This window comes from Amycolatopsis echigonensis, from assembly GCF_014174495.1.
GTDB classification, from domain to species: domain Bacteria; phylum Actinomycetota; class Actinomycetes; order Mycobacteriales; family Pseudonocardiaceae; genus Amycolatopsis; species Amycolatopsis echigonensis.
In genome coordinates, this window is the sequence record NZ_JACJHR010000064.1 from 39,067 (window position 1) to 53,230 (window position 14,164).

The window sequence follows — 14,164 nt, forward strand, 5'->3', positions numbered from 1 at the left end:
TTCGTCCACAATGGATAGCCTCGGTCAGGCCGACAGTCCCTGCGCCGTGCTCGCGCGCCGGGTCGCGGCCCGGGTACCGACCACCAGCGCGGTGACCGCGCCGTACATCAGGTGCCCGACCGCGAACACCCACGGAGTGAACGCCCGCGCCGCCTCGGCATCCACGACCTTCCAGACGCCGTACTGCATGATCAGCCACACCACCAGGCCGACCACCATCCCAGCCATGGCCAGCACCGCCTGATTACGCCGCAACGGGGCCACCCCGGCAATGGCCGCGGCGAGCACCATGCCGAGGATCATCGACATCATCATGTGGATGACCAAGCCGATCACCAGCGCGCCGACGCTGAACGACGCGCCCAGCGGGGCGGAGCGCCACACGGTGTGGGCGATCAGGTTGAGCGGCGTCCAGAACCCGCTGCCGGTCACCGCCAGCACGATCATGGACCACATCGCCATGACCACGCCACCGATCATGCCGGCCACGGCTCCCCGCTTGAGTGCCTCGCTGTTCATCTCCGCCTCCGAAGGTGGGCAGGTTTCGCTGTCATCTACGCAACCCGGCTGGCATCCCGGCGGCGGCGCAATTGTCAGCGAGATGACACGATGGGCGCCATGAGTGGACCCCACAAGCTGGCCGGGCCGCTGGGACACGCGCTGCGACTGCTCGGCGGCGACGCACGCGAGGCCGACACCAGGATCCGCCAGGCGGCCTGGGTCGCCCGCTGCGTCGGCCGGGGCGAGGCGGCCCCACTGGCACCGGCGGACGTCACCGCGCTGGCCAGCACCCTGCACACCCAAGCGGTGCCCAAGGACACCGTGGTGTTCGCCGGCGGCGACACCCCGGCCGGGGTGTGGATCGTGCGGGAAGGCCAGCTAGAACTCGCGGTCGGCTCAGGCCGCCGCCGACTGGTGGTGCACGTGCTGCGCCCCGGCGACGTGGACGGCGACATCCCGCTGCTGCTGGACATGCCGCTGCCCTACACCGCCCGCGCCCTGTCCGACGCAGTGTGCCTGTTCCTGCCCCGCAACGACTTCGAGAACCTGCTGGCCACCCGGCTGAGCATCGGCCGCCGCTGGCTGTCCAGCGTGGCCCAGCGGCTGGCCGCCAGCCAGGCCCGCATCCTGGGCCTGCTCGGCCGCACGCTGACCGAACAGGTGGCCCGCCTGCTGTGCGACGAGGCCGTGGACGGGCGGGTACCGCTGCCGCAACGCACCCTGGCCGCGATGCTCGGCGTGCAACGCCCCTCGCTGAACAAGATCCTCAAGGAACTCGAACGCGACGGGCTGATCACCGTGCAGTACGCGGCCATCGAGATCGTCGACCCGGAGCGGCTCGCCCGCCGCGCGCCATAACCCATCACGCCCGTTGGCTACGGGCGGAGCGCCACCACACGAACGCGCCGACGGTCGCCCCGAACAGCAGGTGGCTGACGAAGAACGGCACCCGCGGGGTGAAGTCGACGATCTCGGAGTTCAGCGCGGGCGCCACCCCGTACATCATGATCACGTACAGCAGCGCGCCACCGAGCATCCCCGCCACCACGTACGCGACCGGGTTGGCCAAGATCCGCAGCCCTGCCCGCAGCAGCAGCGCGAGCACCAGGGCGAACGCGATGCCGGACACCGCGGACATGAGCAGGTGCAGCACGGCGCCCACGGCCAGGTGGCTGGCCACGATCGGCTCGGCCATCATCGGCTCGGCCATCCCGTGCCCCATCGCCGGCTCGGGCATCATCTTGGCGCTGGAGAACACGAACGCGGCGAAGCAGGCGTTGAGGATCGACCAGAAGCCTATCCCGGTCGCGGCGTTGTAGATCGCCATCACCACGAACAGCACCAGCCCACCGAGCAGGCCACCCGCCGCGCCGTTCCGGACCAGCCGCGTATCGAGGTGACCCAGGCGGGCCATGGGGCCGAACTGTGCGGTCAACTCACTCACCACAGACTCCTTCCACCGGGCGCGCCCGGACCGGCGCGCGGATAGCGCAACGGTGAATGGAGACGCCGCGGCGGGCCGGTTGATTGCGTCGCGGTCAGTGCAGGGGGAGCTGGCCGGCCAGGTCGGGCAGATCGCCGGCGGCGACCGGTGCGGCGAGCAGCACGTCGCTGGTCGGGCAGTACAGCGCCACCCCGTCTCGGGTAACGGTCCACGCCATGTCCTCCGGGCTCGTGGTGGTGAGCGGATGCGCCCCGGCGGGCATCGGGAACGGCCGGTCGGAGGTGATGACCGCGGCCTCTGCGCCACCCACCTGGTAGTACCGCACCCGCAGGTGCACGCCATCAGCGACCAGCGTCACCGGCGCGCCGACCTCAACCGGCTTCTGCGACACGGTGCCCGAGGTCGTCGGCGCGGGCATGGTCTGCGCGAGCTGCACCACGGCGGCGATCACCGGTGGGTCGGCAGGCTGCGGCGGCCTGAGCCAGACCAGGGCGATCGCCGTGATCACGACTGCGACCAGCGCGGCACCACCGGCGAGGATCCACCGTCGTGGCCGGCGCCTGCTCGGCGGCCGGGCGGCCAGCTCGACGGCGAACCGAACGCGGTCGGCCAACTGCGCCGGGGCGGCTTCGCGCAGCCCGGCCGCGATCGCGTGTCCGGCCCGGTCTTCCCGAACGGCCTGCCAGCACTGGTCGCAGCCCAGCAGGTGCTCGTCCCATTCGCGGCGGGCCGGTTCGTCGAGATCACCGGCCAGGAACGCGATCAACATCCGCTCATGCCGGTCCACGATCCACCTCCTCCCCGCCGGCCGACCCGTCGAGCGTGTCGTCGACGCGGCACCCTGCCAGCATCCGGGCCAGCCGGCGCCGGCCGCGATGCACCCGCGCCAACACGGTGCCGCGCGGGCAGTCGAGGATGTGCGCGGTCTCGGCGGCGGTGTAGCCGGCCACGTCCATCAGCAGGATGCACCACCGCTGCACCTCCGGCAGCCGTGACAGGGCGGCCTCGATCGCGGCCCGGTCCAACGCCGCGAGCGCCTGCTCGGGCACCTCGTCCGCGTCGCCCGCCAGCTCTCCGGTCTCGTCCTCGGGTACCTCGACCGGCCAGCGTCGTCGTCCCCGGGCGTCCGAGCGGGCGACGTTCAGGCAGATCGCGGCTAGCCACGCCCGGGTGTTCTCGCCCCGGTGCTGGCCGAAATGGGTGAACGCCCGGAGGTAGGTCTCCTGCACCAGGTCGTCCACCGCGCAGGGATCGGCTGCGGCGTGTCGGGCGATCCGGTACACCGCGTCCAGGTACGGCATCGTGGCGTCCAGGAACGCACGATGGTCGCCGTCGACTCGTCTACCGCTCATCCCGACTCCGCCCAGGGCGTCTCATGACTACCGTAGACGCCCCGCACACCCCGGTGATTGCAGTCGGCGGGTGAAGGGGGCTGGTCGGCGCTATTTCGCGCCGTCATCCTTGCTCGCGAAGCGGCGCTTGCCGTAGTGGTACACCACGGTCAGCGCCGCGATGACGGCAAGGGCGACGATGTTGGCGACGGTCTCGAAGGTCACGTCAGGCACCTCCTGGGAGAAGACTGAACACGGCTTCCATGACGCCTCCCGCGAGGCAGGCGCCGAGCACGAACAGAGCCAGGAAGGCCGTGGTGAGCTTGGCCGGGAAGGACCGCTGGTAGATCCGCACCAGCGGCAGGATCAGCAGGTCGCCGTAGATGTAGGCGGTGTTCGCCCCCAGCGGGATGCCGGCGGCCTTGAGGAACGCGGCGACCGGCACGTTGCCCATCGAGCACACGAAGGTGGCGACCGCGATGGCCAGACCCAACAGCAACAGCAGAACGTAACCGAGCACCGGGATGCCGCCGATGGCGTGCAGGGCCTGGCTGAGCGCCTGCCTGGGCACCAGCGCCTCGGCGAATCCGGCGAGCAGGTAGCCAACGATGAGCTCGGTGCGCAGCATCGTCACATCGCTCCACGCGCGCCGGGTGATCTCGTACCAGGTGCGCGCCGACCGCAGCGACGGCCGCTCGGGCATTCGTTCACCCGTGTAGCGGCCGGGGTCGGCGGTGAAGGTGTCCCGGCAGCCTGCCGAGCAGAACTGGTACGTGCGACCAGCGTGCTCGGCGGTGTGCGCGGCTGATCCGGCCATGCCGCAGACCACATCCTGCGGCTCGACAAGACTCGGTGTTCCGACGGCTGTGTGGTCGCGGTCGGTCGGCGTCGCTGTGCCGGGCGGGACGTCCGCGTAGGCGGCGGGGTCGGCGGCGAACTGGCGGGCGTGCTCGGCGGTGCAGAACAAGAACTCGCGGTCCGCGACAGCCACCGCGTGTGCGGGGCTGCCCTTCATGCCGCACACGACGTCCTCGGTCACGCGCGGACCGCTCGGCGTCGTGTCGCCGGTGTTGGTGCGCAGCCGGTCGAGGGCCTGGCCGGGAAACAACAGGCTCAACCCGATCGCGACCACGGCGATGATGATGATCCCGCCGAAGAACTCGGCGAACGCGAACTGCCACCCCACCAGCACCCAGAACATCACCAGAATCGCGACGTTCATGTTGGTGGAGCTGATCAGGAACGCGAACGCGGCCCGCGCGTCGGCGCCGCGCCGATACAACGACCGCGTCGCGGCGGCCGAACCATAGGAGCACGAGGAGCTGATCGCACCGAACCCGGCCGACACCGCGATGCCCCCGACCCCGCCGGTGGCGTACCGGCGCAGCCACTGCTGCGGGATCACCACCTGCACCACCGCCGAGAGCAGAAACCCCAGCGTCAGGCCGTACAGGCTCTCCCACAACAACATCCAGGTCGTCCGCAGACCACTCCAAACCCCGTCGACCACGAGCAACACCACGTGCACCCCAGATGCCCTCCTTCCGTGCTCGTCCATCGCTGTCCGGTCGGGCGGCGGTGCCGGAGCGCTATGCGGGCTCGCGCTCCGGCACCTCGGCGACCGCGCCGCCCTCACTCGGTTCCCCGGCCGCGGCAGCGGTGATCCGTGCCGTCGGGCCGGTCAAGGCGGGACTGAACTTCAACGCGCCGATCAACTCCTCGATGGCCGCCTGGCCCTGCCCGGTCATCACGGCGTCGGTGAAACAGGTCTCCAGGTGGTTGTGCAGCATGATCCGGTTCACCCGCTCCAGCGAGGACTGCGTCGCCGACACCTGCTTCATCACGTCCACGCAGTAGGCGTCCGACTCCACCATCCGGATGATCCCGTCCAGATGCCCTCGCACCGTCTTCAACCGGTTGAGCGCGTCCCGCTTCCGGTCAGTCAACTCAGCCATCACACATCCCGTCCCTCGACTACCGACACCAACCCTACCCCACCTGGGGCGGGGTCTCGCCAATGAGAACCTCCTGGAGAACCCGCTGCTCAGCGGGCCGTGGCGACGATGCGCCGAATCGGGAGCGCCAGCTCGATGCCCCACCGGCTGCACGCGCGGAGGTAGGCGCGAGCGACCCGGTACCGCGTCGACGGTAGATCGGGCAGGTACAGCGAATCCAGGAACCGGTCCACGTCCGACCGGTCGTTCAGCCGGTAGCCGAATCGCCGGTGCTCATCGGACTCCACGCGCAGCCCCGACGCTGGCAGCAGAGCGTCGAGGTCGTCCAGCAGATCATCGTTGGGGTAGCGCAACCGTCGTCCCAGCATGACCATCAAGCCGATCATCACCGCCCAGTCGCCCCGCCGAAGCGGGCCACGTCCGGGCACGGTCGCCACCAGCCGACCACCGCGAACCAGCACCCGGTGCACGTCGGCGAGCACCACCGGCAGCGGCGTCATGACCATCAACGCCATCGAGCACACCACCACATCGACGCTGCCGGTCCGCGCCGGGATCGCGGCGGCCGATGCCCGCACCAGCGGCCCGGCACCGGACCTCCGCGCCACCGCCAGTTCGGCCGCCGACACGTCCAGCCCCAGATAGCGCCGCTGGCCCACCGCGCGCCACAGCGGGGCACTCCCGCACGCCACGTCCAGGACGAAGCCGTGCTCGGGCACCGCAGCCACGAGCCACTCGTATGGCGTGTTCCCGCCATCGTGGCTGCGGCGCAGGACCTCGTCGGTGATCCCGGCCCGGTCGCGGTGAAACCCGGCGAGATAGTCCTGCCACACCATGCCGACCAGGATCCACCCCGCGAGCAGTCGGCCGCCGCTGGTAAGCGCGCTCAGATCGGTCGGCGAGCCTTGCGGTGTTGGCGCTCCCATTGGTCAACCGGCGTGAACACCATCCACCCGACCTGGTCGTCGCGTCGCAGCAGCCAGTTGGACACGGCCAGCACCATCGACGCACCGAAGAAGATCACCCCGGCCGCCCACAGCACGAACATGCCGGGAATGAACCACTGCGGCAGGAACAGCACCAGGAACAGCGCGACGGTGATGGCGTAGCCCCACGGCCCGGTCAGATCCAGCCGAGCCGGTGTGCGGCGAGCCCGCCACCACTGCGCGGCCACCGCCGCTGCTGGCAGGCCGACCACACCGAGCAACCAGGAGGCGAGCACGAACCGCCACCCGGCCTGCTCGTAGACCGCCACGTAGGCCAGCAACGCCAGCCCGACGACCACGCGGGCCGTGGTGCCCACGGACCCGATCCGGCGGCGACTGGTCGTCGTCGCTGTCATCCGCCTCACCTCCGGGGCGACCGTAAGGTCTGCCCCCAGGGGGAGAGTCAACCGCGCGCACGCTGGAAATGCGGGTCATCGGCGCGGAGGTCGGTCGCCGAGCCGGCCAGTTGTCTGGCGTGTTCGGTCTCGAACTGCTCGATCCGTTGCCGTCGCCGCTGGAGTTCGGCGATCTGGGCGTCGGTCCGTGTCCGGGCCGCCTGGAGCAGCGTGGCCAGGTGCGGACCGATGGGTTCGTCCGGCCGCTCGAGGTAGATGGTGGTGAGCTGGCGGATCTCGTTCAGGGTGAGCCCGAGCGAGCGCAGCGTGCCGATCACGCCGACGCACCACAGGGCCGTGTCATCGAACAACCGATAGTTGCCGGCGCTGCGCCCGACCGTGTAGATCAGCCCGGCGTCCTCGTATTCGCGTAGCGTCTTGACCGGCACGCCGGTCCGCTGGGCCAGTGTCCCGATCGTCATCACGGCGGATCGGCCGTTCCGCGCCGACATGAGCCGCCTCCCTTCGCGCGGGCCGCCCTCGTGCGCCTCCAGTATTGGGCGCGATCCTGCGGAGACGGTCGTGCACGGCCCTCTCCGCGAATGGTTCGTGATCAGGCTGCGTCACGTGTGTCGCGCACGATGATGGGCAACTCGGCCAGGGAGCGGAACACGTCGGTGCGGTAGTGCGGCTGGTCGGCCGCCAGTCGTGGCTCGGCCAGGCGGCGGGCCAGGGTGGCGAAGACGATCTCGGCTTCCATCCGGGCCAGCGGGCCGCCGAGGCAGGCGTGGATGCCCGACCCGAACGCCAGGTGACGGTGGTCAGGGTGGTTGTCACCGCGGCGGATGTCGAACCGGTCCGGGTTCGGGAAGCGGGCTGGGTCGCGGTTGGCGGCGGCCAGCCAGGCGATCACGTGCTGCCCTCGCGGGATGTGGTAGCCGCCGATGTCCAGGTCGGCCAGTGCCACGCGACGGACGAACTGGAAGGGGCCGTCGTAGCGGAGCACCTCGTCCACCGCGCTGGCGGTGAGCGTGGGGTTGTCGCGCAGCGCCGTCCACTGGTCGGGGTGGCACAGCAGCGCGAGCACGCCGTGGCCGATGAGATTGACCGCGTTCTCGTAGCCGGCAACGAACAACAGCCGCAGTGTCGCGTTGATCTCCTCGACCGACAGCCGGTCGCCGTGTTCCTGGGCGGTGAGTAGCGCGGAGATCAGGTCGTCGCCCGGGGCGGTCCGACGGCGTTCGATGAGCATGCCGAAGTAGTCGGTGAGTTGCTGCTGGATCCGGTCGGCCTCGACCTGCCGGGTGTTCGTCTTGTTCGCGGCGGCCAGGCTGCCGGACTCGAACGAGCAGCACAACTGGGTACGGGGCCAACTGGCCACGAACGGGCGATCCTCGGCGGGAATGCCCAGTAGCTCGCAGATCACCTCGACCGGCAGCGGATACGCCAGCGCGCTGACGAGTTCGAGACGGCCCTCACCCTCGGCCGTATCGATTGCCGCGTCGACCGTGTGCTGGACGAACGGTCGCAGGGCCGCGATCCGGCGCGCGGTGAATCCCTTGGCGACCAGCTTGCGCAGCCGGGTGTGTTCCGGCGGGTCACGGTGCAGGAAGGACTGGTCGTCCAGCTGGGACAGATAGGCGGGCGCGAGCTTGTCGTCGGCCACCTGGGACCGGTGCAGGGTGGAGTTGCGGTCGTCGGTGCTGACCTGCGTGTGGCGCAGCAGTTCGGCCACGTCGTCGTAGCGGAACAGGCTCACCGCGTCCAGGAACTCGGCGACCGGGAAGTCGCTGCGCAGCCGGTGGTAGGTCGGGTACGGGTCGATCGCGCTGCCGGTGGCCAGCAGGTCGGCGGCCAGGTCCGGCGGCAGTGTGGGCGGGATGCGGAGTTCGGTGATCGTCATGGCAACCTCCCAACGGGTTTATGGCGTAAGCCAGAGTAGACTTACGACATAAGTTGTCAAGTGGGTACGGTGTAAGCTGTGACGGTGACGGTCGAGAGCAGGGAACGAGTGCGGGCGCCGCTGTCGCGGCAGCAGGTGCTGGCCGGCGCGGTGCGCTACGTTGACGAGCACGGGCTGGACGCGCTGAGCATGCACAAGCTCGGCGCCGCCCTCGGCGTGAAGGCCATGTCGCTGTACAAGCATGTGGCGAGCAAGGACGACCTGCTCGACGGCATCGTCGAACAACTCTGGACCGAGATCCCGGTCGATCCACCGGCCGGCGACTGGCGGCAGGGCGTCCGCCACCTCGCTGGCGCGCTCCGCGATCTGGTGCACCGGCATCCGCACGCCGCGCCGCTGCTGAACAGCCGCCCAAAAATCCTGGAGCGACCGCTGCGGGTCTGCGACGCCCTGCTGCGGATCATGCGCGACGGCGGCGTGCCCGAGCAGTGCGCCGTCGCGCTGCTGCGCACGATCTTCGTGTACGGCATCGGCTACGCCCTGGCCGAGTTGTCCATCCCGCCGCAGCCGAACCACGTCGCGGAGGACGAGGTCGCCCGCGTCCGTCGGGTGACCAATCTGCTCACCCCGCAGGCGTCCGACGATCTGGTGCGCACCGCGCTGCTGGTCTGCGATGGTTGCGACATGACCGCCCAGTTCGACATCGGACTCGACTTGATGATCCGCGGACTTGACGCCTACCTGGACACGATCAGCGTGGATGCCGCAGCGACTCGGAATTAGTCCGGGAGAAAGGGCGCTCCGTCATGTTCGGGCGTGGGCGCTGCGGCGGTCGGGGTAGCTGCGGATGTCGACGATGTGGGCGCCGTTGACGGCGAGGTGTTCGCCGGAACGCTGAACGGCACCGGGTCGCTGCGGGTGCGGGTGGACCGCCGCGCCGAGGACTCCGTCGTCGCCCGGATTGCCACGCCGGTCGAGGAAGCGGGCCGGACCAAGTCCCGCCCGCAGTTGTTCATCGAGAAGGTCGAGCGGCGTTACTCGATCGGCATGGTGGCCGCCACGATCGCGTTGTTTCGCGGTGCCGCTGCTGTTTGGCGAGGCCGCGCAAACGGCGCTGCTGCGCGCGATGACCTTTGATCGCCCTGTCCCGGCACGCCCGTCGTCACCGCCAACCTGATCACCGCCGCCCTATTCATCACTGGCCTGGTCCTCTGGAACCTGGTCGGACCCTGCCGTTGCCGCTCGGCGTCGCCGGCCACGAAGGCTCCACCGTCATCGTCGACCTCAACGGACTACGCCTGCTCCGCCGAGCTGCATGGACCCGCGCTACCCGCATCCGACCCACGAGGTGAGTTCACCCGCCGGGCGATAACGCCTTCCCCCGCAACCATGATCACCGCGGCTGCGACCACCATCCCGGCATGATCGCTGCCCGGCACATCCCGCCGAGGCCGCTGGCCCGATTACTCTACGGTTACCTTCTTGGAAGTAACTGCTGCTACATTCAATCTTGTGACCGAACACGATCCGGCCCGGTGGCTGGTGTTGGTGGTGCGTGTGCCGGCCGAGCCGTCGCGGCATCGGGTGGCCGTGTGGCGGGAACTACGCCGGATCGGGGCGCTCTCGCTCGGGCAGGGGGCGTGGGTGGTGCCAGGCGTGCCGGTGTTTGCCGACGGGGTGGCGCGGGTGATCGAACTCGCCGAGCGCGGTGAGGGTGAAGTCCTGGTGCTGGACGCCGCTGGGCGGGCCGAGACGGATAGGGCGCGGCTGGAGGCGCTGTTCACGGCGGAGCGAGCCGAGGAGTGGACCGAGTTTCTGGCCGATTGCGGCAAGTTCGAGGCCGAGATCGACAAGGAGACCCGCAACCGCAAGTTCACCATGGCCGAACTGGAGGAAGAGGAGCAGAGCCTGGACCGGCTGCGCCGTTGGTTCCGGGGCATCAAGGCTCGCGATGTGTTCGGTGCTCCTGCTGCGGCCGAGGCCGAACAGCGGCTTAAACACTGCGCCGGCCGGCTGGCCGATTACACCGAGCAGGTCTTCCAGGCCCTGCACCAGATGTGACCTGGCGACCCTCCATCAAGGACCGTGATCATGAATACCGATACGCACCTCTTCTTGGACATCAATGCCTTCGCCCGCGCCACGCCGTGGCTGCACGGGATCGTGTGGGTCTACGCCAACTACGGGATCGTCCTGTTCGCCGCGCTGATGCTCGTCGGCTGGTGGATCGCGCGAGGCCGGGCGAACCCGACGATGATGGCGGCGGCGCTCTGGGCGCCGCTGGGCATGTTGCTCGCGTTGGGCGTGAATCAACCAATCTCGGCGATGGTGGGTGAGCCCCGCCCGTACACGACTCTGGGGAACGTTCTGGTGCTGGCGCATCGCAGTCACGATCCGTCGTTCCCGAGCGATCACGCGGTGATGGCCGGGGCGGTCGCCGCCGCGCTGTTCCTGGTCAGCCGGCGGCTCGGCTGGCTCGCCGCGCTGGCGGCGGTCGTGATGGCGTTCTCCCGCGTCTACATCGCGGCGCACTACCCCCAAGATGTGGCCGCCGGGCTGGCAGTGGGCGCGGTGGTGAGCTTGCTCGGGTTCTGGCTGGTGCGCCAAATGTTGGTGTGGCTGGTCCAGTTCGCCGAGCGCACCCCGCTACGACTGGTGCTGACCACCGCACCACCTCCGACCGCGCCGACCCCAGCCGAGCCGATGGCGAGCTGAGGCAGACCCATGAGCGCAGAGCCACCCGAGCACACCTCCACCGGATCTACTGCGCAGTTGCGGCCGTTGTATGCGGCGGGATTCGTCACCGCGTTCGGCGCGCACAGCATTGCGGCCAGCCTCGGCGCCTACACCCACGGCGAACACGCTTCCCTGCTCGCGCTGGGTCTGCTGTTGGCCGTGTACGACGGCGCCGAAGTGATCCTGAAACCTGTGTTCGGGTCGCTGGCCGACCGGATCGGACCCCGCCCCGTCCTGTTCGGCGGGCTCCTTGCCTTCACCCTCGCGTCCGCCGCGTTCGTGATTGCCGGGAATCCGGCCGCAGTAGGGTTGGCCCGTGTCGGCCAGGGCGCTGCTGCTGCGGCGTTTTCCCCGGCGGCCGGAGCCCTCGTGGCGCGGCTGTCGCCGACGAAGCGGCAGGGCCGGGCCTTCGGCGGCTACGGCGCGTGGAAGAGCATCGGCTACACCCTTGGCCCGCTGCTGGGCGGCGTCCTGATCACACTCGGCGGATTCCCGCTGCTGTTCGCCACGCTCGCGGTTCTCGCGTTGGCCGTCACCGGCTGGGCGACGATCGTCGTCCCTGCGGTCCCACCGTTGCCACGCGCCCGCCAGACCGTGCTCGACCTGGCCCGCCGCCTTGCCCGCCCCAGCTTCCTGCGCCCCACCGCCACCCTGGCTGCGACGACCGCGGCGCTGGCCGTCGGTGTTGGGTTCCTGCCCGTGACCGGCGCCGCAGTCGGGCTTACGCCGCTGATCACCGGCGCCGCCGTGTCGCTGCTTGCGCTGTGCTCCGCCCTGGTTCAGCCGTGGGCCGGCCGAGCCCGCGACGCCGGGCGCCTACGCGATGGTGCGGGCATGGCCACCGGACTTGCGCTGGCCACCGCCGGAATGACTCTGGCGGCGCTGGCGCCAGGCGTCGTCGGAGTACTGACGGCGGCAGTGGCCGTCGGAGTCGGGGTAGGGCTGGCCACGCCGCTCGGGTTCGCGCACCTTGCCGCGGGCACGCGGCCGGAGCGGCTCGGGCAAACCATGGGCGCCGCCGAAGTCGGCCGCGAACTCGGCGACGCGGGCGGTCCGCTCCTGGTCGGCGCGATCGCTTCGGCAGCCACCCTCGGTGCCGGGTTCCTCGGCCTGGCCGCCCTGCTGGTCGTCGCCGGACTGGCCGTGGTCAGCACCCGCACACCACTACCCGCAGGTTAGCCGCCTCACCGACGAGCCACTGCTTTACAGGAACTGCGGCGAATTGAATCAGCCCGGCGCGACCGGCCGAGACTGATCCGTTCACGATCGTGGTCGGCCGTGGGTGTCGCGCGTGGGGATGCCGCGTTCCCTCAGTTTGGTCAGCACGGTGGTGTGGTCGACGCCCAGATGTCCACCGACCCGTGCCAGTGACCAGCCAAGGTTGTAGAGGTGGACGGCGTCGTCGACCTGCTCGGGGGACAGGCCACGCCGCCGCATGGGGACGCCGTACCGGTGGAGGATGTTGCTGACCGTCCGCCGTTCGATGCCGAACCGGCCGCCCAGTTCGTACACCGTCGCTCCGGCCTCGTAGCCGGCGATGAGTTCCTGGACCTGGTCGGCGTCGAGCTGGCGTGCCCGCCGTGGTTTGGGCCGTTCGACGGCCGGTGCGGCCGGTTCGGTGGGGTCGGGTAGCTTCCGGAGCAGTGTCTCCAGGGCTTCTACCTGGGGTTTTGTGTTGTAGTAAGTTCCCCCAAGGTCCACGTGACGAAACACCGCCCGCCGGATCCAAAGATCCAGGTAGGGCGGTTTTTTCGTTGTGTCGGATCTTGAGTTTCGCCAAGAAGAAGTTCAGCTACCGGTCGGTAGCTGGGGCAAAACTGGGGCACCCGCCCGAGGGCGGCGAAATGGGGTCACGAAAAGTGCCCCAGTAGCGTCCCCCGAACAGGTAGATCTCAAGAGGCACTTCAGCCGGGCCCAGGCCCCCCGTCCGTCCGGCTTTCGTGCTGGAGCGCCTCTGGTAGTCCGTACGCCCCGACATCGGCCAGCTTGTCCACGACGTCGAGACATCTGTCGCGCATTACCGCGTCGCCTTGCCGGTAGAGCCGAAGCACGACGGTGACGATGTCGCGGCTGATGGCAGCGGCGGCCCTGCTCAGATCTCCGAGTTCGACGCCAGCATGATCGACGGCGCGTTCGCACGCGATGATCGTGGTCGAGGGCAGCAGTCTCAAGCTTTGCTCGAGGGAGTGGAAGAGGTCACCGAAGTGGTCCGGGAACGCGCAGCTGGCCGCGAAAGCCGCCACGACGTGTTCGCTGATCGAGGCAGAGTCGGGCTCGTGGAGGACTCGGATCGCTGCGGCGGCGGCTTTGCGGACATCTGGGTCGCCGTCGTCGAATAGCCTCACCAGTTCGTCAGGGGCGAGGTGTGGTGCCGTGGCCATAGTTTCCGCGGCTCCCTGGCGTGCCAGGATCGGCAAGTCGGTGACGTCGGGGGTGCATGCCTGCGGTAGCCGGTCGTTCAAGTAGGCGTTGGCCCAGATGTGGCCAGCCCTCACCGCGATGGGGCTGTCTGCTTCGAGCGCTCGGTTGAGGTGCCGCGAGAACCGCGGGCCCGCGCGGAAGACGGCGTATAGCAGCAGCTCGTTAGCATGATTTGAGAGGTGAATCTCAATGTCGCTCGTGGCGAACAGGGCGTCAGCGACATCGAGCGCCTGCTCCAAGTGGCTTTTGAACAGCGCCGAAACAGCACGAGTGGCTTCCGCGCGTACAGACAGGATCGGATCCTGCGCGAGCTTCTCCACGGTCGGAAGTAGCCGAGGCGCGTAGGTCTCTTGCGCGAGGAGAATCTGACCGATCGCCGCAGCGGCAACTCCTCGAGTCGAGTTCATCCCTTCCGATGCCAGCTCGAACTCGTCTTCGAGTCGTCGGCCCGTGCGTTCCACGGAAGGATCGGCCGCGCGAGCATAGTGCTCGAGCAGGCCGATCAGTGCGTCCGTGGCTTCCTCAGCGCAGTCCGCAATGGCCCGGCACACT

Annotated in this window: 17 protein-coding genes and 1 pseudogene; 6 read left to right on the plus strand and 12 right to left on the minus strand. The window is 69.4% G+C overall.

Translation table 11 applies throughout. The features are described 5' to 3' along the window. Positions 1-24: 24 nt before the first annotated feature. Positions 25-519, minus strand: coding sequence for a hypothetical protein (locus H5411_RS33445; protein ID WP_183126112.1), 495 nt, complete (start codon positions 517-519; stop codon positions 25-27). 99 nt (positions 520-618) lie between these two features. Here H5411_RS33445 and H5411_RS33450 point away from each other — a divergent pair, with 99 nt between their 5' ends. Continuing rightward, positions 619-1,359 carry a Crp/Fnr family transcriptional regulator gene (locus tag H5411_RS33450; RefSeq protein ID WP_183126113.1) on the plus strand — a complete coding sequence of 247 codons (741 nt, stop codon included), beginning with the start codon at positions 619-621 and terminating at the stop codon, positions 1,357-1,359. A 4-nt stretch (positions 1,360-1,363) separates the two neighbouring features. Here H5411_RS33450 and H5411_RS33455 read toward each other — a convergent pair whose 3' ends face one another. From H5411_RS33455 to H5411_RS33495, 9 genes are all read right to left on the minus strand, one after another. Next, positions 1,364-1,945 (minus strand): hypothetical protein, encoded by a 582-nt coding sequence (locus H5411_RS33455; protein WP_183126114.1) that lies wholly within the window; start codon positions 1,943-1,945, stop codon positions 1,364-1,366. Positions 1,946-2,039: 94 nt separating this feature from the next. Further along, positions 2,040-2,732, minus strand: a complete 693-nt coding sequence (locus tag H5411_RS33460; RefSeq protein WP_183126115.1) for an anti-sigma factor family protein — start codon at positions 2,730-2,732, stop codon at positions 2,040-2,042. Next, the gene (locus H5411_RS33465; protein WP_183126116.1) at positions 2,719-3,297 is read right to left on the minus strand and encodes an RNA polymerase sigma factor; all 579 of its coding nucleotides are present in this window, start codon (positions 3,295-3,297) and stop codon (positions 2,719-2,721) included. Before H5411_RS33465 ends, H5411_RS33460 begins: the two co-directional genes overlap by 14 nt. A 205-nt stretch (positions 3,298-3,502) precedes the next feature. Next, entirely contained in the window at positions 3,503-4,804 is a 1,302-nt protein-coding gene (locus tag H5411_RS33470) for a permease (protein ID WP_183126117.1), read from the minus strand. A 61-nt stretch (positions 4,805-4,865) separates the two neighbouring features. Further along, positions 4,866-5,231 (minus strand): metal-sensitive transcriptional regulator, encoded by a 366-nt coding sequence (locus tag H5411_RS33475; RefSeq protein WP_220817835.1) that lies wholly within the window; start codon positions 5,229-5,231, stop codon positions 4,866-4,868. An 89-nt stretch (positions 5,232-5,320) separates the two neighbouring features. Then, positions 5,321-6,067 (minus strand): class I SAM-dependent methyltransferase, encoded by a 747-nt coding sequence (locus H5411_RS33480; protein ID WP_183126119.1) that lies wholly within the window; start codon positions 6,065-6,067, stop codon positions 5,321-5,323. Between the two features lie 50 nt (positions 6,068-6,117). Continuing rightward, positions 6,118-6,573: a hypothetical protein gene (locus H5411_RS33485; RefSeq protein WP_183126120.1), complete on the minus strand. Its 456-nt coding sequence runs from the start codon at positions 6,571-6,573 to the stop codon at positions 6,118-6,120. Between the two features lie 47 nt (positions 6,574-6,620). Further along, positions 6,621-7,064, minus strand: coding sequence for a MerR family transcriptional regulator (locus H5411_RS33490; protein ID WP_246369532.1), 444 nt, complete (start codon positions 7,062-7,064; stop codon positions 6,621-6,623). A 101-nt stretch (positions 7,065-7,165) separates the two neighbouring features. Next, positions 7,166-8,455, minus strand: a complete 1,290-nt coding sequence (locus H5411_RS33495; RefSeq protein ID WP_183126121.1) for a cytochrome P450 — start codon at positions 8,453-8,455, stop codon at positions 7,166-7,168. A 78-nt stretch (positions 8,456-8,533) separates the two neighbouring features. On the opposite strand from H5411_RS33495, the gene H5411_RS33500 reads away from it, so the two are divergent. The 5 genes and pseudogenes from H5411_RS33500 to H5411_RS33520 all read left to right on the plus strand — a co-directional run bounded on the left by H5411_RS33500 (position 8,534) and on the right by H5411_RS33520 (position 12,370). Next, entirely contained in the window at positions 8,534-9,238 is a 705-nt protein-coding gene (locus tag H5411_RS33500; protein ID WP_312878671.1) for a TetR/AcrR family transcriptional regulator, read from the plus strand. 93 nt (positions 9,239-9,331) lie between these two features. Next, positions 9,332-9,590: pseudogene (locus H5411_RS33505) on the plus strand (P-type ATPase actuator domain-containing protein); the annotation flags it as partial. A gap of 377 nt (positions 9,591-9,967) precedes the next feature. After that, on the plus strand, positions 9,968-10,516 hold the full coding sequence (locus H5411_RS33510; protein ID WP_183126122.1) for a Chromate resistance protein ChrB: 549 nt from the start codon (positions 9,968-9,970) through the stop codon (positions 10,514-10,516). Positions 10,517-10,546: 30 nt separating this feature from the next. After that, a complete protein-coding gene (locus H5411_RS33515; protein WP_183126123.1) occupies positions 10,547-11,170 on the plus strand; it encodes a phosphatase PAP2 family protein in 624 nt (207 codons plus the stop codon). Between the two features lie 9 nt (positions 11,171-11,179). Then, positions 11,180-12,370: an MFS transporter gene (locus H5411_RS33520; protein ID WP_183126124.1), complete on the plus strand. Its 1,191-nt coding sequence runs from the start codon at positions 11,180-11,182 to the stop codon at positions 12,368-12,370. Between the two features lie 81 nt (positions 12,371-12,451). On the opposite strand, the gene H5411_RS33525 is transcribed toward H5411_RS33520, so the two are convergent. Beyond that, positions 12,452-12,892 carry a hypothetical protein gene (locus H5411_RS33525; protein ID WP_183126125.1) on the minus strand — a complete coding sequence of 147 codons (441 nt, stop codon included), beginning with the start codon at positions 12,890-12,892 and terminating at the stop codon, positions 12,452-12,454. 203 nt (positions 12,893-13,095) lie between these two features. Then, positions 13,096-14,164, minus strand: a 1,069-nt coding sequence (locus H5411_RS33530; protein ID WP_220817837.1) for a hypothetical protein, incomplete at its 5' end; no start/stop codon positions are given.

Bases quoted from the DNA above. Each gene is read 5' to 3' on its own strand.
- H5411_RS33445 (WP_183126112.1), bottom strand. From the start codon at position 519: ATGAACAGCGAGGCACTCAAGCGGGGAGCCGTGGCCGGCATGATCGGT.
- H5411_RS33450 (WP_183126113.1), top strand. From the start codon at position 619: ATGAGTGGACCCCACAAGCTGGCCGGGCCGCTGGGACACGCGCTGCGA.
- H5411_RS33465 (WP_183126116.1), bottom strand. From the start codon at position 3,297: ATGAGCGGTAGACGAGTCGACGGCGACCATCGTGCGTTCCTGGACGCC.
- H5411_RS33475 (WP_220817835.1), bottom strand. From the start codon at position 5,231: ATGGCTGAGTTGACTGACCGGAAGCGGGACGCGCTCAACCGGTTGAAG.
- H5411_RS33480 (WP_183126119.1), bottom strand. From the start codon at position 6,067: ATGGTGTGGCAGGACTATCTCGCCGGGTTTCACCGCGACCGGGCCGGG.
- H5411_RS33485 (WP_183126120.1), bottom strand. From the start codon at position 6,573: ATGACAGCGACGACGACCAGTCGCCGCCGGATCGGGTCCGTGGGCACC.
- H5411_RS33490 (WP_246369532.1), bottom strand. From the start codon at position 7,064: ATGTCGGCGCGGAACGGCCGATCCGCCGTGATGACGATCGGGACACTG.
- H5411_RS33495 (WP_183126121.1), bottom strand. From the start codon at position 8,455: ATGACGATCACCGAACTCCGCATCCCGCCCACACTGCCGCCGGACCTG.
- H5411_RS33515 (WP_183126123.1), top strand. From the start codon at position 10,547: ATGAATACCGATACGCACCTCTTCTTGGACATCAATGCCTTCGCCCGC.
- H5411_RS33520 (WP_183126124.1), top strand. From the start codon at position 11,180: ATGAGCGCAGAGCCACCCGAGCACACCTCCACCGGATCTACTGCGCAG.